Origin of the sequence: Flavobacterium labens, from assembly GCF_048286755.1 — a bacterium.
GTDB lineage: Bacteria > Bacteroidota > Bacteroidia > Flavobacteriales > Flavobacteriaceae > Flavobacterium.
In genome coordinates this window covers 614,394-630,450 of the sequence record NZ_JBLVPL010000001.1, presented here as the reverse complement: position 1 = coordinate 630,450, position 16,057 = coordinate 614,394, and the positions used below count along the sequence as shown (strand labels likewise).

The following is a 16,057-nucleotide window of genomic DNA, read 5'->3' as shown; positions in this document are numbered from 1 at the left end:
TTTCAAATGAATTATATCGTTACAATGTTATTTACTGCAATTCTCATTTCTTGAGCAGCGGCTACCATTTCGATTAAAGCCTTTTTGGTTTCGTCCCAATGGCGGGTTTTTAAACCACAATCCGGGTTTACCCAAAGTTGGTCAAGAGGAATAACTGCTGAAGCTTTTTCTAATAATTTTACCATTTCGGTACTGGAAGGTACACGAGGCGAGTGAATATCATATACGCCAGGTCCTATTTCGTTTGGATAATTGAAATCGGCGAAAGCATCCAGTAATTCCATTTGCGAACGCGAACATTCTATGGTAATTACATCGGCATCCATGTCGGCAATATTCTGGATGATATCGTTGAATTCGCTGTAACACATGTGCGTATGAATCTGTGTGTCATCTTTTACGCCACTTGCCGAAATTCTAAATGCTTTTACCGCCCAATCCAAATAGGTTGCCCATTCTTCTTTACGTAAAGGCAAGCCTTCTCGAATAGCGGGTTCGTCAATTTGAATAATCTTAATTCCTGCACTTTCTAAATCGACAACTTCGTCTCTAATCGCCAATGCAATTTGAGTACAGGTTTCTGAACGGGGTTGATCGTTACGGACAAAGGACCATTGCAAAATAGTTACGGGGCCAGTTAGCATTCCTTTTACCCATTTTGGCGTAAGCGATTTTGCAAAAGCAGACCATTTTACAGTCATTGGATTTGGACGCGAAACATCGCCATAAATAACTGGGGGTTTCACACAACGGCTGCCGTAACTTTGTACCCAGCCGTTTTTGGTAAACGTAAATCCATCGAGTTGCTCTCCAAAATATTCCACCATGTCATTGCGTTCAAATTCTCCGTGAACCAAAACATCAATACCGGTTTCTTCTTGAAAGCGAATCGTTTCTTCGGTTTCTTTTTGAAGTAAATCATCGTATTGTTGTTGATTTAATTCTCCTTTTTTAAACTTTGCTCTCCAGCTGCGCACTTCGGCAGTTTGAGGGAAAGAACCAATAGTTGTCGTTGGAAACAAAGGAAGATTCAATACGTCTATTTGTTTTTCTCTACGAATGGAAAATGGATTTTGTCTTTGATCATCGCCGGTTGTAATGCTGGTAACACGATTTTTTACCGCATCGTTATGGATTAATTTTGATGTTTTTCGGTTTTTATTGGCAATCGTGTTTTCTTCAAAACGGATAGAATTACTGATGTCTATTTCATTTGAAGCAAAATATTTAAGCAGTACTATTTCCTCTGTTTTTTGTTTGGCGAAAGCCAGCCATTGCTTAATTTCAGGAGTTAGTGTTGCGTTGTTGGTTTCTAATTCCAAATCACACGGCGAGTGAATAAGAGAGCACGATGGCGCAATTAGTATTCTATTTTCGCTAAGTGCGTCCGTTGCTTTTTTGATAAGGGCTAAAGATTTTTTGAAATCATTTTTCCAGATATTTCTACCATCTACAACACCAAGCGAAAGATTTACATTGGCTGATAATTGTCGTGATTCCAGAATGTCATCCAATTGAGAATGACAACGCACCAAGTCTAAATGCAAAGTATGAACAGGTAAGGCGAGAACAGTGTCAAGATTTTCGCCAAAACAATCAAAATAATTAGCAAGAATCAATTTGATTTTAGGGAAACGTTTGTTGATTTCGGTATACACATAAGTGATAGCACTTCTTTCTTTATCTGTTAGATTCAAAGCTAAAAATGGTTCGTCAAATTGAATCCACTCTACTTTTTCATTCTCCAGTTTTTGAAGAATTTCAAAATATACAGGAAGTAATTTTTCGATAAGATCAATTCTATGGAAACCTGCTTCCTTTTCTTTTCCAAGAAGTAAATAAGTAACGGGTCCTATTAGAACTGGTTTTGTAGCGATTCCTAAGGTATTGGCTTCTTTGAATTCGTTGATTAATTTTTCGGAGAATAATTTGAATTCTTGATCTTTTGTGAATTCGGGTACGATATAATGGTAATTGGTGTCAAACCATTTTGTCATTTCCATAGCAACGACATCTTGTCCGTCTTTTTGTGAACCTCTTGCCATGGCAAAATACAAATCGATAGTGGAGTTAGTTTTTGCTAATTCTTGATAGCGCTTTGGAATAACACCTAATGTGAGTGATAAATCCAGTACTTGATCGTAAAACGAAAAGTCGTTAGAAGGGATTAAATCGATTCCAGCCTCGACTTGTAATTGCCAGTTTTCCTTGCGGATAGTTGCGCCTACAGCCAAAAGTTCGTCTACTGAAATTTTTCCTGCCCAGTACGATTCACAGGCTTTTTTTAATTCTCTGTTGCTACCAATTCGCGGGTAGCCAAGATTGTTTGTTAGCATTTTGTTGCTTTTTAAATGATGAATAAATCAATTAAAAGCTCTTGATGCATTTCAGAATGCTCGTTAGAAATGAAAAGTAGAAAGGAGAATACGTTGCAAAAGAGAAATGCACAATAAGGCATAAATAGTCATGCTCATTGTGTTAAGAACGCACCATACCTGACTATTGCTTCAAATCGCGAAAGCATTGTCAATTCGATAAAAGGCAGGTCTCCTGACTTGTAACATTTTTATCATCCTTCCCATTTGCCATTGGCATACAGTGGATCTTTTTTCAGATAAAAACTTTTTGTGTTACTTACAGTTGCGCGACAGTTCGTGATTTACACACGATTCCCTATTAATCTACAGTTAAGTAAAACCCTTATCGGTTGATGAAGAAATAAATTAAGAACTTAAATTCGGTACAAAAGTAACACTAATCCTTTGAAGTTTTTTTCGATAGGTTTGTTAATTTGTTATTTTTAGGATATTGTATTAATAGGAGGAGATACTTTATATTTTTCATATAAATAAAGCCATACCTGACTTTATTTCACTTGATAATGTGTCAATTTCTTCTATCTTTGGAAAGAAATTTTAAAAAGAAATCATGAACTGGGAACAACTTTTATCACTAAGACGACAAGGCGACAAAGGCAAAAGATTGCGTGTAGAACAAGACGACACCCGCTTGGGTTTTGAAGTTGATTATGACCGTATTATTTTCTCGTCCGCTTTTAGAAGTTTGCAGGATAAAACACAAGTTATTCCCTTGTCAAAAACTGATTTTGTGCATACCAGATTGACGCACAGTCTAGAAGTCTCGGTTGTGGGGCGTTCTTTGGGACGATTAGTTGGTAAAAAAATCATCGAAAAATATCCACATCTGAAAGAAGTTCATGGCTATCACATGAATGATTTTGGGGCTATAGTTGCAGCAGCATCATTGGCTCATGATATAGGGAATCCGCCTTTTGGACATTCCGGTGAAAAAGCAATTGGCGAATATTTCTCCATTGGAAAAGGGCAACAATATAAAGATCAACTTACGGCAAAAGAATGGCAAGATTTAATTGATTTTGAAGGAAATGCAAATGGATTTTCGGTACTGACGGCCAGTCGTCCCGGAATTGAAGGCGGACTTCGAATTTCGTATGCAACTCTTGGTGCTTTCATGAAATATCCAAAAGAAAGTTTACCTAAAAAACCAACAAAAGACATAGCCGATAAAAAATACGGTTTCTTTCAAACCGAAAAAGCTTTTTTTCAAGATGTAGCTTCTGATATGGGTTTGATTCCAAATAAATCCGGAGACAGTATTGGTTTCGAAAGGCATCCTTTGGCGTATTTAGTCGAAGCTGCAGATGATATTTGTTACACCATTATTGATTTTGAAGACGGAATCAATTTAGGATTAGTTTCCGAAGATTTTGCGTTGGAATATTTGATAAAATTGGTAAAAGACAGCATTGATACTTCAAAATACAAGACTTTAGAAACCAAAGAAGATAGAATCAGTTATTTGCGTGCTTTGGCAATTGGTAGTTTAATTAATGATGCAGTCAAAGTTTTTATCGAAAATGAAGCATTAATTATGGATGGTAAATTCCCATTTGCTATCATGGATAAAAGTAAGTACAAAGCACAGATGGATGATATTATTAAAATCAGTGTTAAAAACATTTATCAAAGCCGCGAAGTTATTGAGAAAGAAATTGTCGGCTATCAGATTATTCAAACTTTGTTGGATAAATTCATAACGGCTTTCAATAATAAATTCAACGGAACTGCTTCTAATTACGACTCTTTAATTCTGAAAATGTTGCCTGAGAAACACCATTTGGAAAAAGAGAATCTTTATGGAAGATTACTTCATATTTGCCATTATGTGTCGCTTTTGACTGACGGGAATGCACTTGAATTGTTTGAAACTATTAATGGTAGAAAGAAGAATTAATTTTTAGAATATATATTCGATTCCAACACCAATGGCTTGTCGAACTTGTGTTTTTGGACCTTCTGTTACTTGTATTCCTTCGATTTCTCTTTTAGATTTGATATCGTCATCATAAATAACATGAGCTCCAATATTTGCTTTCACATATTGATTTACCACAAGCTCTACTAGAAAGTCGCAATCTACATCTATATTTCCAAAACGGTTTATATAATCAGAATATAAGCTTAAGCGATTTTCCAGATTAATGTTTTTGAAGATTTCTTTTTTGTATTTATTGGTAACTAAGAATCCAAGTTCCATTTTTGATGTTTCTCCTTCGGTAAGTAAATTTCCATCCAAGTCGTAGGTGGCTTTAGCAACTCCAAAAGCACCTTGATTAGCTAATCTTTGATCTAAAACCAAGGTGGTTTTAAATGTAAACGGTGAGATATAAAATGTTCTTTTTTTATCCTTATCGATATTTTCAGCGCCTACACCCATAAAAATATAGGCAGGTGCAAAGGGTTTTGAGATTGCTTTTTCAGTATTTGGATAGGCGTAACCGTTTGTGAATTGCGTATTAAAATTAAATTTAGCCGAATGATACCAGTTAGAAAGAGTATCTTTTCTGTAGCCAAATGTAGAGTTTAATTGTATTGCGTCTTCTGTTTTTCGTATATCAATTCCGTCTTGTTTATTCAATCCGTATTTAACGATTAACTCATTTGACCAGTTGTAATTACTACGGGCATAAACTCGATGAAATTTTCCTTTAAACAATCCTGAAATCGAACTTGTTCCTCCGGCACTCCAGTTAACAAAGGCAACTTCAGAGATGTCAAAGCCTAAACTGTTTTTTTTGCTCCAATAGGATAACGGAAGGTAATGCGTTAGGGTTTGAATTTTCAGTGCTACTTTCAGCGGTCTATTTGCTGTTGATAGCGTTGTTATTGGTCTAAGTGTGTCAGATAACGGTGTGATTCTTACTTCTTGAGAGAAACAATTGAATGAGATTGTAAATGTTAGTAAAAGGAAAGTGTAGGTTAATAATTTCATTTTGGGCTAGTTGTATTTGAGGTTGCAAAATAATTATTTTAATAACTCGAAAAAAGTATTTCAAGACTTTTAACGTCAATTTTGCAATATTGTTGTAATTCGGCTACAGTTCCATGTTCAATAAACTCATCAGGAATACCCAAAACAGTAATTTTTGAGGTATAATTATTTTCTGAGGCAAACTCGAGAATTGCACTTCCAAAACCGCCTTTTACAGTTCCGTCTTCTATAGTCACTATAGTTGTAAATTCAGTGAAAATAGTGTTTAATGCCTTTTCGTCTAACGGTTTAACAAACGAAAAATCATAAAGCGCAATATTTTCTGGATGTTTTATTTTGGCTATAGCCAAAGAGACATTATTGCCAATAGTTCCATTGGATAAAACGGCTACTTTTGAACCTTGTTTTATGCAAATACTTTTTCCAATTGCTAATTTCTCATAGTTTCCAAAATGTTTCGTTTGCCAATCTTGAATGACACCGCGACCTCTCGGGTATCGAATGGCTATAGGATGATTTAATCCTAATTGAGCAGTATATAAAATATTTTGCAACGCTATTTCATTTATTGGGGCATAAACAATCATGTTAGGAATGCAACGCAAATAAGCCAAATCGAAAACACCGTGGTGGGTTGCTCCGTCTTCTCCCACTAAACCTGCTCTGTCCAAACAAAAAATTACCGGAAGATTTTGTAGCGCCACATCGTGGATTATTTGGTCGTATGCTCTTTGTAAAAATGTCGAGTAAATATTGCAATAAACTACCATTCCTTGTGTTGCCATTCCGGCGGCTAAAGTTACCGCGTGCTGTTCAGCAATTCCTACGTCAAAAGCACGTTTTGGGAAAGCATCCATCATAAATTTTAACGAACTTCCGGATGGCATTGCCGGTGTGATTCCTATAATTTTTTCGTTACTTTTAGCCAAATCCAATACGGTCAAGCCAAAAACATCTTGATATTTTGGAGGTAAATTTTCTTCGGATTTAATGTGAATTTCTCCTGTTGCAGCGTCAAATTTTCCAGGAGCATGGTATTTCACCTGATCGTCCTCGGCTTGCTGCAGTCCTTTTCCTTTTGTGGTAATTATATGAAGGAATTTTGGACCTTTTATCTTTTGCAAACGCTTTAATTCTTTAATCACGGCAAAAAGATCATGTCCGTCAATAGGCCCCGAATAATCAAAATTTAATGATTTAATCATGTTATTTTGCCTCGGATTTTTTCCTTCTTTTACAGCAGTGAGGTATTGTTTCAAAGCACCTACACTTGGGTCAATCCCGATAGCGTTATCATTGAGAATTACCAGTAAATTAGCATCTGTAACTCCGGCGTGATTTAAGCCCTCAAAAGCCATCCCTGAGGCTATGGAGGCATCGCCAATTACTGCAATGTGTTGTTTGTTGAACTCGCCTTTCAAATTAGAAGCTAATGCCATTCCTAATGCTGCCGAAATAGAAGTAGAGGAGTGGCCTACGCCAAAAGCATCGTAAATACTTTCACTTCTTTTTGGGAAACCGGAAATACCGCCGAGTTGCCTGTTGGTATGAAAATTTTCTCTTCGACCGGTCAGTATTTTATGGACGTAGGCTTGATGACCTACGTCCCAAATCAATAAATCGTTTGGTGTGTCAAAAACATAATGCAAGGCAATTGTCAATTCGATGACTCCTAAGCTTGCACCGAGATGACCTTCTTTTACAGCTACAACGTCGATAATGAAATCGCGTAATTCTTGGGCAACTTGAGGAAGTTGCGCTTCATCAAGCAAGCGTAAATCGGTTGGGTTATTGATGTTTGAAAGTAAATTGTATTTCATTGTTTTTATAAAAAGCAAATTTACGGTTTTAAATTGGAATCTTTTTTTCAATTTAAGACGATTCTAATACCAGTCTTACGATATACAGGTAGTTAATTAAATGGGTCAACTAAGTCTAGATTGGCTGCTTTTTGAAACAGCTACGATTAGTTATATAAATATGCTTTGTCAAAACTATTTTGTTTAGATCAAAGAAATAGGTGCAGTGTATAATGTTCGTGTTTTTTTACCATTTTGTTCACCTGGTTTCCATTTAGGACATAATTTCAAAACTCTAATAATTTCACTTTCTAAAGCTTCGTCAATTTCAGATTGGGGTTTGACATAGGTTAATGAGCCGTCTTTATCGACAACGAATGAGATTGAGATTTCGGTAATTTTATTTTTTATATTTTCTGGATGTTTGAACTCTTCTTTAAAAAAAGTATAAAATTTTTCAATCCCGCCTTTATATTCTGGAGGGAATTCGAAACCAATACCTCCATTGTAAATTACATCTTCAACAACAGTCTCGTTCTTTGTTGTTTCTTCGCAAGCAATTGTTTGGGGATTTATAAATTTTACATGATTTACCTTGGTTGCTGGTGCTGGAGGTTGAACATGGTTTTGGGTATTGTTTTTTTCTGGCAACATCATGCCAACAGTTATTCGAGATGCTTTTGTACTGTCTTTAACCACTTCAACAGCATCAATTTTTTGTTTGTTTCCATTATTATCGGCACAACTAAACAAAGTGGTTCCCATTGTGATAAACAATGCTAACAAAAACATTTTGTGATACTGAGTTTGAATATAAAGTGCACGACTCGGGATTTGAATGGTAATCGAATCTAATTGCGATTTTCTCATTCTACCACAGATATTCTGGTTTTGATTTTGGATGAAAAAATGCTGCACTTCTTCAGGTAACATTGCAGTGAAATCTACAACAGTTTTAGCGCAACTCATACAAAAACGACCTTGGTCATTTGGAGTCATTTTGTTCCAATCCTCTTGACAAGGTTCCGAAATTGTGATTTTATATTTCCTTACCATACTTTACGTTTCTGATTATAAAACTAACGAAAATTATTTCAAATCCTTACTTTTGCTGTATGATAAACCCATTTACCGACGAATATTTCATGAAAAAAGCTTTGCAGGAAGCTGAAATGGCTTTTGAAAAAGGCGAAATTCCTGTTGGCGCTCTAATTGTCATTGATAATAAGGTCATTGCCAGAAGTCATAATTTAACCGAATTATTACATGACGTTACGGCCCACGCCGAAATGCAATCAATCACTGCTGCTGCGAATTATCTTGGTGGGAAATATTTAATAGGTTGTACACTATATGTCACACTGGAACCTTGCCAGATGTGTGCAGGCGCTTTGTACTGGAGTCAAATTTCGAAAATTGTGTATGGTGCAAGCGATGAAAATCGCGGTTTTGTAAAAATGGGAACGCAATTGCATCCTAAGACAACTGTTGTTTCGGGGATTTTGGCTAATGAAGCTTCGGAGTTGATGAAGCGATTTTTTGTCGAGAGAAGGAAATAATATTCTTCTCTTAAATACTCTAGCCCAGATAGAAGCGGCATCCTTTTGCAAAGCTGCCAGCCTTTTGAAGGCTGGCAGCTTTGCAAAAGATATAGCGGATAGCTGGAAATAGCTCCTAAAAACAAATAAATTATAATTTACAGATTGCTTCGAAAAATCTCGCAATGACGCAAAAAAAAACTCCCCAATTTCTTGAGGAGTTTGTAATTTATTCTATGACAGCATTTTCTTTTTTGTCGTAGAAATGATATTCTAAATACGTGTAAGCATCACGAGGTATAATTTTCACCCATTTTTTATGCTCAAGAAACCATTTTGAACGTAATGATGGAAAACCTTTGGTAAGGTATGCGGCCACAAAAGGATGTACATTAAGCACAACATCTTTGTGGTTTTTTAATACTCTTTCTAAATCAAAAGCAATTTTATCAATGATTTGAATTGGCGCTTCAATTTCGCCACTTTCATTGTTTGGATCTTCTTCTCTAGTTTTAATATTTACTTCAGGTCTTACTCTTTGTCTTGTAATTTGAACTAATCCAAATTTACTCGGAGGTAAGATCTTGTGTTTTGCTTTATCATCGCTCATTTCTTCTTTCAAGAAATCGAACAACACTTTACGATTTTCAGGATTTGACATATCGATAAAATCAACTACGATGATTCCGCCCATATCACGAAGACGTAATTGTCTTGCGATTTCGGCAGCAGCAATCATATTGACTTCCATGGCTGTATCTTCCTGGTTGGTGGCTTTATTAGAACGGTTTCCGCTGTTTACGTCTATAACGTGCAAAGCTTCAGTGTGTTCGATAATAAGATACGCACCTTTACTCATGGATACTGTTTTTCCAAAAGAAGTTTTGATTTGTCTCTCTATGTTGTATTTCTCAAAAATAGGTGTGTCTTTTGATTGATAAAACTTAACAATTGATTGTTTGGATGGTGCAATTTCTTGCAAATAATCCTTTGTTTGGTTGTACAACTCTTCGTCATCTATCTGAATACCGCTAAAGGTATCGTTGAAAACATCTCTTAATATCGAAGAAGCTCTGTTGAGTTCTCCTAATACCTTAGACGGATGATGAGCAGTTGGTAATTTTTTACACATTGCAGTCCATCTGCTGAGCAGGTTCTGCAAATCTTTTTCTAATTCGGCTGTATTTTTGCCTTCGGCTACTGTGCGAACAATAACACCAAATCCTTTTGGTTTGATGGATTGTACTAATCGTTTCAAGCGTTCTTTCTCTTTTTTGTCTTCTATTTTTTGTGAAATAGAAACGCGGTCAGAAAACGGAACCAAAACTATAAATCTTCCGGCAAGAGAAAGCTCAGCGCTAATTCTAGGTCCTTTTGTAGATATAGGTTCTTTGACGACTTGTACTAAAACAGATTGATTGGAACTCAAAACATCAGTAATGGTGCCATCTTTGTCTATTTCTTTTTCAAACTGAAAGTTTTTTAGGGAGAAATCTTTTAATTTACCTGCGCTTACAAGTTTTATGAATTTCAGTTGGGAAGCTAAATTAGGTCCTAAATCATGATAATGTAAAAAAGCATCTTTTTCGAAGCCTACATTTACAAAAGCAGCGTTAAGTCCGGCAACTGGTTTCCTGATTTTGGCGATAAAAATATCACCAACCTGGAAGTTGCTTTTTTCTTCTTCTTTGTGTAATTCAATTAGTTTTCCATCTTTTAATAAGGCAAAATCTACGGCTTCAGAACTAGATCTAATGATTAATTCTTTATTCACGCTGTACATTTTTATCTATTCGCCAAGGCGAACAAATGGATTAAACAATATTTTAACAGGTATTGAACCCGGGGAAAATTAGCTGGCAGTTTGCAGTGTAAAGTTCGCAGTTGACTGGATACTAAAAACGGAATGCTGATTACTAATTTTCAATTTCAATGAACGTTTAAAAAGAAAAAAGTAGTTTAAAACTACTTTTTCTTCTTGTGACGGTTAGCTCTCGCTCTTTTCTTGCGTTTGTGCGTTGCTACCTTATGTCTCTTTCTTTTTTTACCACTTGGCATATCTTGTAGATTTTATGATTAATTAATATTGTTATTTTGCTTCGTTATTTGTTTTCACTCCTTCTACAAAAACTTTTGCAGGTTTGAATGCAGGAATGTTGTGTGCAGGAATTTTTATTGTTGTATTCTTGGAAATATTTCTTCCTGTTTTCTCAGCTCTAGTCTTCACTATAAAACTTCCAAAACCTCTTAAATAAACATTGTCTCCAGTTTCTAATGAATTTTTTACTTCATTCATAAAGGTCTCTACAGTTGCCTGTACATCTCCTTTTTCAAGACCTAATTTTTCTGAAATTTTTGCTACGATATCTGCTTTCGTCATTTTCTTTCCTATTTATAATGTTGTACTATTTTTTTGAGTTTGCAAATATAGGAATTTAAAAAACAATTATTCAAGCTAATTCATTAAATTTTAATCACATAAACTTTTACTTTTGCTAACAAATAATTAAAACATGATTTTTTCTAACTCGCTAATACAATGGTATTTACAAAATAAACGTGATTTACCTTGGCGAAATACTACCAATCCGTACCCTATTTGGCTCTCTGAAATCATGTTACAACAAACGCGTGTTGCACAAGGAATGCCTTATTTTTTATCTTTTACAACCGCTTTTCCTACTGTTTTTGATTTGGCGAAAGCCAATGAAGAGCAAGTTTTGAAACTTTGGCAAGGGCTGGGATATTATTCCAGAGCTAGAAATTTGCACAAAACAGCACAGCATATCGCTTTTGATTTATCGGGAATCTTTCCGGGGACTTATAATGACTTATTGAAATTAAAAGGTGTAGGAGAATATACCGCAGCGGCCATTGCCTCTTTCTCTTATAATGAAGCCGTTCCTGTGGTTGATGGAAATGTATTCCGGGTTTTGTCGCGTTATTTTGATATGGATACGGATATTGCTCAGGCTTCCGCCAAAAAAGAATTCGCTGCATTGGCTTTCGAACTGATGCCAAAAGACAATCCGGCAACGTTCAATCAAGCCATTATGGAGTTTGGCGCGTTGCAATGCGTTCCTAAAAGTCCGAATTGCGGTATTTGTGTTTTCAGCGAAAGTTGCGCTGCTTTGCAAAAAAATAAAGTTGATCAGTTGCCTGTAAAATCCAAAAAACTAAAAGTTAGAAACCGTTACTTTAATTATATGGTAGTTGCAGATGAGAATGACAACACTATAATTCAAAAAAGAACGGACAAAGGGATTTGGCACAACTTATATGAATTTCCTTTAATGGAAACTGAAAAAGAGGAAGATTTTGATTGTGTTAGCGAAGCTGTTCAAGCGGATTATTTTAAGGATAATACCATCGTAAGTATGTTAGAATACAACGAGAAAAGTATTATTCATAAGCTGTCACACCAGCATTTATACATCAAGTTTTGGAAAGTAAAAGTGAAAGGAACAATTGAAAACGGAATTGACGCTGAAACTTTGAAGACTTTTCCCTTTCCCATTGTGATTCATAATTTTATTGAAAAGGATTTATAGAGTTTCTAAAAAAATGTATCTTTGATAAAATACCAAATTCTAAAATGAACGGAACATTAAATAAGGTTATGCTAATTGGTTTTCTTGGTGACGACATCAAAATGCATTATTTTGATGGAGGCAATTGTATAGGAAGATTTCAGCTGGCAACAAACGAAGTCTATATCAACAAAACCACCAACGAAAAAATCACTTCTACGGAGTGGCATAATTTGGTAGTACGTAATAAAGCGGCTGAGCTTTGTGAAAAATACCTTTCTAAAGGAGATAAAATATATGTGGAAGGACGCATTAAGTCCCGTCAATGGCAATCAGAGGATGGAACTACAAAACACACCACTGAGATTCAGGTAACGGAATTCACTTTTCTTACAACAAAAAAAGACAGTGAAAACAACAAACAAATTCCTGCAGCTGATGTTCCTAAAAACACTAATTTTGACCCGGAAAATAATGTCCTGCCTATTAATGACTTGCCATTTTGATTGTTTAATTAATCTTAACTAATTTGGACCCAGAGCCCAGTTTATTTTTTTCTTACGCTATTGATGCTAATGTAGTATTTGGCTTTATAGGAATTGCCATTTTGCTGTTTTGTTCCGCTTTAATCTCAGGTGCTGAAGTAGCCTTGTTTTCGTTGTCACAAAAAGACATCGATGAAACGATACAAGAAAATAACTCCAAAGGAAAAATTATTTCGGAACTTTTAGAAAAACCAAAAAAGCTCGTGGCCACTCTTCTTGTTGCTAATAATTTTATCAATATTTCCATAGTATTATTGTTTTCCGTTGTTGGGAAAACTATTTTTTCTGCATTAACAGCACCACTTTTAAAATTTATTCTGGAAGTAGTGACTGCTACCTTTTTAATTTTGTTATTCGGTCAGGTCTTGCCAAAAGTATATGCCAGCAGAAACAATATCAAGTTTGCCAAACTGATTGTATATCCAATTGCTTTTCTCGATAAATTGCTTTCGCCAATAAGTTTGCCCATGCGCGCTGCCACGATTTATTTGCACAATAAATTAGGAAAGCAAAAATCAAATTTCTCCGTTGATCAATTATCACAAGCCTTAGAATTAACAGCTTCGGATGAAACTTCTACCGAAGAGCAAAAAATATTGGAAGGCATTGTAAGCTTTGGAAATACCGATACAAGACAAGTGATGAGTCCCAGAATAGATATTTTTGCTTTAGAAATAGACGAATCCTTTTCTGTTATTTGCCCCAAAATCATTGAAAAAGGATATTCCAGAATTCCGGTTTATCGGGACAATATAGATCAGATTGAAGGCGTTTTGTATGTCAAAGATTTGCTGCCGCATATTAATACAAATGAATTTGACTGGAAATCGTTGTTACGAGAACCTTTCTTTGTTCCGGAGAATAAAAAACTGGACAATTTACTGAAAGACTTTCAGAGCATGAAAAGTCATCTCGCGATTGTGGTCGATGAATATGGAGGAACTTCCGGGTTGGTATCTTTGGAAGACGTTATTGAAGAAATTGTAGGGGATATCAGTGATGAATTTGACGATGAAAATATTAATTTTTCCCAAATTGACGATAGAAATTATCTTTTTGAAGGAAAAATAAACCTCAAGGATTTCTACAGAATAATTGATGTTGATGAAGAATTATTCGAAATCAAAAAAGGAGAAGCCGAAACGCTGGCTGGTTTTATTCTTGAAATTTTGGGAAATTTTCCGAAAAAGAACCAGAAAATTTCATTTGAAAATTGCCTGTTTACTATAGAAGCAGTGGATCAAAAAAGGGTAAAGCAAATAAAAGTAACAATTGAATAAGTAAAAATGTTAAAAAAAATAATCACTTTTTCGGCAATAATTGCAGTCTCATTCTTGAGTTTTAGTTGTAAAGATGATGTCTTGCCTAAACCATCAAGCTATTTGCGATTGGATTATCCGGAAGCCAAATATGTAAATTTTGAGAACGAATGTCCTTTTGCTTTTGAAATGAATTCAGATGCCATTATCAAAAAAGAGACGAATTGTGGTTTTACGATTACGTATCCAAAAATGAAAGCGACTATTTATCTTACCTATAAGCCAGTCACGAAAAACATTAATGAACTGTTGCGTGATGCACAAAAATTGACTTATGAACACGTTATAAAAGCAGATGATATTCTGGAACAGCCTTATTTGAATCCCGATAAAAAAGTCTATGGAATGTTTTATCAGGTTGAAGGAAATGCGGCAACAAATTCGCAGTTTTATGCTACTGACAGTACGCGACATTTTGTAACAGGTTCTGTTTATTTTTATGCAAAACCCAATTATGATTCTATTATGCCTGCCGCGAGTTATATTAAAAATGACATGCAGCGACTGATGGAAACCTTGAAATGGAAATAATATTTCACAAAAAAAGCATTCGCGAGTAACGAATGCTTTTTTTTACAATTTGAAAGTCTGAATTAAGACTTCATATTCGAAACTTTGTATGTTTTACCATCAGCAGCGGCTTCTACAACTTTAGTCAATTTTTCTGGAGTTTGAATCGTTTTGTCAAAAGTTACTGTGGCTAATTTTGTATCAAAATCTACCGTTGCTTTTTGGACACCATCCAATCCAGTCAAATCTTCTTGAATCGTTTTGGCACAACCTACAGCGCATGTCATTCCTTCTACAGAAAAACTTGCTGTTTGAAGATTGGCAGCTGCGATTTCCTTTTTAACTTTTGGAGATGCTGTTTCAGCAGTTTCTTTTGAAACTAAATTCGTTTCTTTTTCTTTACAGCCTACAAATAAAACACTTGTGAGTACTAGCGTTACGATTGATTTTTTGAAATTCATTATGATATAAATTTTAAAGATTAAAAGCGTGTTTCTGAACTGCAAAATTAATTAAAAAAAGAAGGACTAATTCATAAAATAATTACAATTTTGGGGTAAAATTATCTTTATGGAATCGAAGCAGTTAAAATGGGTTTACTTGATGGTTCTTGCCTTAGTTTGGGGAAGTTCATTTATATTAATTAAAAAAGGGCTTATAGGTTTAACAGCTTTACAATTGGGATCGTTGCGAATTATTTTTGCGGCTGTTTTTTTATTGTTGATAGGATTTAAAAGCTTGTCTAAAATTCCGGTACATAAATGGAAGTACATTGCCTTAACTTCTATGTTTGGGACATTTATTCCGGCTTATTTGTTTGCGATTGCGCAAACTGAAATTGATAGTTCTGTGAGTTCTATTTTGAATTCGCTTACTCCTTTAAATACATTGATTCTGGGTGCATTGGTTTTTGGATTGCAGTTTAAAAGAAATCAGATTTTTGGGATTTTAATTGGTTTAATAGGAAGTGCCTTGTTGATTTTGAATGGCGCAATTCATCATCCAGAACAGAATTATTATTATGCTATTTTGGTTTTAATAGCTTCTATATGTTATGCGGTCAATGTGAATTTAATCAAAAAATATTTGCATGATTTGAGTCCGTTGAGCATTACGACAGGGAACTTTATGGTGTTGTTTTTTCCAGCATTTATCATCTTGTTTTTCTCCGGTTTCTTTGAAGTGGTTCATGATGTAAAAGTACAGGAATCGGTTTTGTTTATTATAATTCTTGGAGTTGTTGGAACGGGAATTGCCAATATTTTGTTCTTTAAACTTATCCAAATGTCTTCACCAGTTTTTGCAACTTCAGTGACATATTTGATTCCCGTAGTTGCTTTCTGTTGGGGATTATTGGATAATGAAATGCTTACTCCAGTTCAGTTTTTGGGTGCTTTTATTGTTTTAATAGGAGTGTATTTATCGGCTAAGAAGTAGTATTCAGTGTTTAGTATGAAAAATTTAAAGAGTATAAAATAACAAAGGCTGTCTTTTTAGACAGCC

General features: G+C 35.1%; 14 protein-coding genes and 1 riboswitch. Of the genes, 7 read left to right on the top strand and 7 right to left on the bottom strand.

Annotation, left to right across the window (positions count from 1 at the left end):
• Positions 1-11 precede the first annotated feature (11 nt).
• A complete protein-coding gene (gene metE / locus ACNQF8_RS02675) occupies positions 12-2,336 on the bottom strand; it encodes a 5-methyltetrahydropteroyltriglutamate--homocysteine S-methyltransferase (RefSeq protein WP_417952850.1) in 2,325 nt (774 codons plus the stop codon).
• Positions 2,337-2,523: 187 nt separating this feature from the next.
• A riboswitch (cobalamin riboswitch) is annotated at positions 2,524-2,717 on the bottom strand.
• Positions 2,718-2,928: 211 nt separating this feature from the next.
• Between metE and ACNQF8_RS02670 the strand changes: the two genes are divergently transcribed.
• Positions 2,929-4,275 (top strand): deoxyguanosinetriphosphate triphosphohydrolase, encoded by a 1,347-nt coding sequence (locus ACNQF8_RS02670; RefSeq protein WP_417952849.1) that lies wholly within the window; start codon positions 2,929-2,931, stop codon positions 4,273-4,275.
• A gap of 3 nt (positions 4,276-4,278) precedes the next feature.
• Here the strand turns inward: ACNQF8_RS02670 and ACNQF8_RS02665 are convergent, their stop codons facing one another.
• The 3 genes from ACNQF8_RS02665 to ACNQF8_RS02655 form a co-directional block, all read right to left on the bottom strand.
• Complete coding sequence (locus ACNQF8_RS02665) at positions 4,279-5,313, bottom strand: DUF3078 domain-containing protein (RefSeq protein ID WP_417952848.1); 1,035 nt, start codon at positions 5,311-5,313, stop codon at positions 4,279-4,281.
• Between the two features lie 38 nt (positions 5,314-5,351).
• The gene (locus ACNQF8_RS02660) at positions 5,352-7,133 is read right to left on the bottom strand and encodes a 1-deoxy-D-xylulose-5-phosphate synthase (protein ID WP_417952847.1); all 1,782 of its coding nucleotides are present in this window, start codon (positions 7,131-7,133) and stop codon (positions 5,352-5,354) included.
• A 183-nt stretch (positions 7,134-7,316) separates the two neighbouring features.
• Positions 7,317-8,168: an energy transducer TonB gene (locus ACNQF8_RS02655; protein WP_417950686.1), complete on the bottom strand. Its 852-nt coding sequence runs from the start codon at positions 8,166-8,168 to the stop codon at positions 7,317-7,319.
• Between the two features lie 59 nt (positions 8,169-8,227).
• On the opposite strand from ACNQF8_RS02655, the gene ACNQF8_RS02650 reads away from it, so the two are divergent.
• The gene (locus ACNQF8_RS02650; protein WP_417950685.1) at positions 8,228-8,671 is read left to right on the top strand and encodes a nucleoside deaminase; all 444 of its coding nucleotides are present in this window, start codon (positions 8,228-8,230) and stop codon (positions 8,669-8,671) included.
• Positions 8,672-8,879: 208 nt separating this feature from the next.
• Here ACNQF8_RS02650 and ACNQF8_RS02645 read toward each other — a convergent pair whose 3' ends face one another.
• Both ACNQF8_RS02645 and ACNQF8_RS02640 read right to left on the bottom strand, forming a co-directional pair.
• Complete coding sequence (locus ACNQF8_RS02645; protein ID WP_113634220.1) at positions 8,880-10,424, bottom strand: Rne/Rng family ribonuclease; 1,545 nt, start codon at positions 10,422-10,424, stop codon at positions 8,880-8,882.
• A gap of 315 nt (positions 10,425-10,739) precedes the next feature.
• Positions 10,740-11,030 (bottom strand): HU family DNA-binding protein, encoded by a 291-nt coding sequence (locus ACNQF8_RS02640; RefSeq protein WP_066080765.1) that lies wholly within the window; start codon positions 11,028-11,030, stop codon positions 10,740-10,742.
• A 133-nt stretch (positions 11,031-11,163) separates the two neighbouring features.
• Between ACNQF8_RS02640 and mutY the strand changes: the two genes are divergently transcribed.
• From mutY to gldD, 4 genes are read left to right on the top strand one after another with little or no spacing between them, the layout of a single operon-like run.
• On the top strand, positions 11,164-12,201 hold the full coding sequence (gene mutY, locus ACNQF8_RS02635) for an A/G-specific adenine glycosylase (RefSeq protein WP_417950684.1): 1,038 nt from the start codon (positions 11,164-11,166) through the stop codon (positions 12,199-12,201).
• Between the two features lie 44 nt (positions 12,202-12,245).
• A complete protein-coding gene (locus ACNQF8_RS02630; protein WP_417950683.1) occupies positions 12,246-12,686 on the top strand; it encodes a single-stranded DNA-binding protein in 441 nt (146 codons plus the stop codon).
• A gap of 23 nt (positions 12,687-12,709) precedes the next feature.
• Complete coding sequence (locus ACNQF8_RS02625) at positions 12,710-14,005, top strand: gliding motility-associated protein GldE (protein ID WP_417952846.1); 1,296 nt, start codon at positions 12,710-12,712, stop codon at positions 14,003-14,005.
• Positions 14,006-14,011: 6 nt separating this feature from the next.
• Positions 14,012-14,575: a gliding motility lipoprotein GldD gene (gldD, locus tag ACNQF8_RS02620; protein ID WP_417950681.1), complete on the top strand. Its 564-nt coding sequence runs from the start codon at positions 14,012-14,014 to the stop codon at positions 14,573-14,575.
• 62 nt (positions 14,576-14,637) lie between these two features.
• Here the strand turns inward: gldD and ACNQF8_RS02615 are convergent, their stop codons facing one another.
• A complete protein-coding gene (locus ACNQF8_RS02615; protein WP_417950680.1) occupies positions 14,638-15,015 on the bottom strand; it encodes a heavy-metal-associated domain-containing protein in 378 nt (125 codons plus the stop codon).
• Positions 15,016-15,124: 109 nt separating this feature from the next.
• Between ACNQF8_RS02615 and ACNQF8_RS02610 the strand changes: the two genes are divergently transcribed.
• Positions 15,125-15,991 (top strand): DMT family transporter, encoded by an 867-nt coding sequence (locus ACNQF8_RS02610; protein WP_417950679.1) that lies wholly within the window; start codon positions 15,125-15,127, stop codon positions 15,989-15,991.
• The last annotated feature ends 66 nt before the right edge of the window (positions 15,992-16,057 follow it).

What these genes read in the sequence shown, in the direction of transcription:
- metE (WP_417952850.1), bottom strand. Translation starts at nt 2,336, where the DNA reads ATGCTAACAAACAATCTTGGCTACCCGCGAATTGGTAGCAACAGAGAA.
- ACNQF8_RS02670 (WP_417952849.1), top strand. Translation starts at nt 2,929, where the DNA reads ATGAACTGGGAACAACTTTTATCACTAAGACGACAAGGCGACAAAGGC.
- ACNQF8_RS02665 (WP_417952848.1), bottom strand. Translation starts at nt 5,313, where the DNA reads ATGAAATTATTAACCTACACTTTCCTTTTACTAACATTTACAATCTCA.
- ACNQF8_RS02660 (WP_417952847.1), bottom strand. Translation starts at nt 7,133, where the DNA reads ATGAAATACAATTTACTTTCAAACATCAATAACCCAACCGATTTACGC.
- ACNQF8_RS02655 (WP_417950686.1), bottom strand. Translation starts at nt 8,168, where the DNA reads ATGGTAAGGAAATATAAAATCACAATTTCGGAACCTTGTCAAGAGGAT.
- ACNQF8_RS02650 (WP_417950685.1), top strand. Translation starts at nt 8,228, where the DNA reads ATGATAAACCCATTTACCGACGAATATTTCATGAAAAAAGCTTTGCAG.
- ACNQF8_RS02640 (WP_066080765.1), bottom strand. Translation starts at nt 11,030, where the DNA reads ATGACGAAAGCAGATATCGTAGCAAAAATTTCAGAAAAATTAGGTCTT.
- mutY (WP_417950684.1), top strand. Translation starts at nt 11,164, where the DNA reads ATGATTTTTTCTAACTCGCTAATACAATGGTATTTACAAAATAAACGT.
- ACNQF8_RS02630 (WP_417950683.1), top strand. Translation starts at nt 12,246, where the DNA reads ATGAACGGAACATTAAATAAGGTTATGCTAATTGGTTTTCTTGGTGAC.
- gldD (WP_417950681.1), top strand. Translation starts at nt 14,012, where the DNA reads ATGTTAAAAAAAATAATCACTTTTTCGGCAATAATTGCAGTCTCATTC.
- ACNQF8_RS02615 (WP_417950680.1), bottom strand. Translation starts at nt 15,015, where the DNA reads ATGAATTTCAAAAAATCAATCGTAACGCTAGTACTCACAAGTGTTTTA.
- ACNQF8_RS02610 (WP_417950679.1), top strand. Translation starts at nt 15,125, where the DNA reads ATGGAATCGAAGCAGTTAAAATGGGTTTACTTGATGGTTCTTGCCTTA.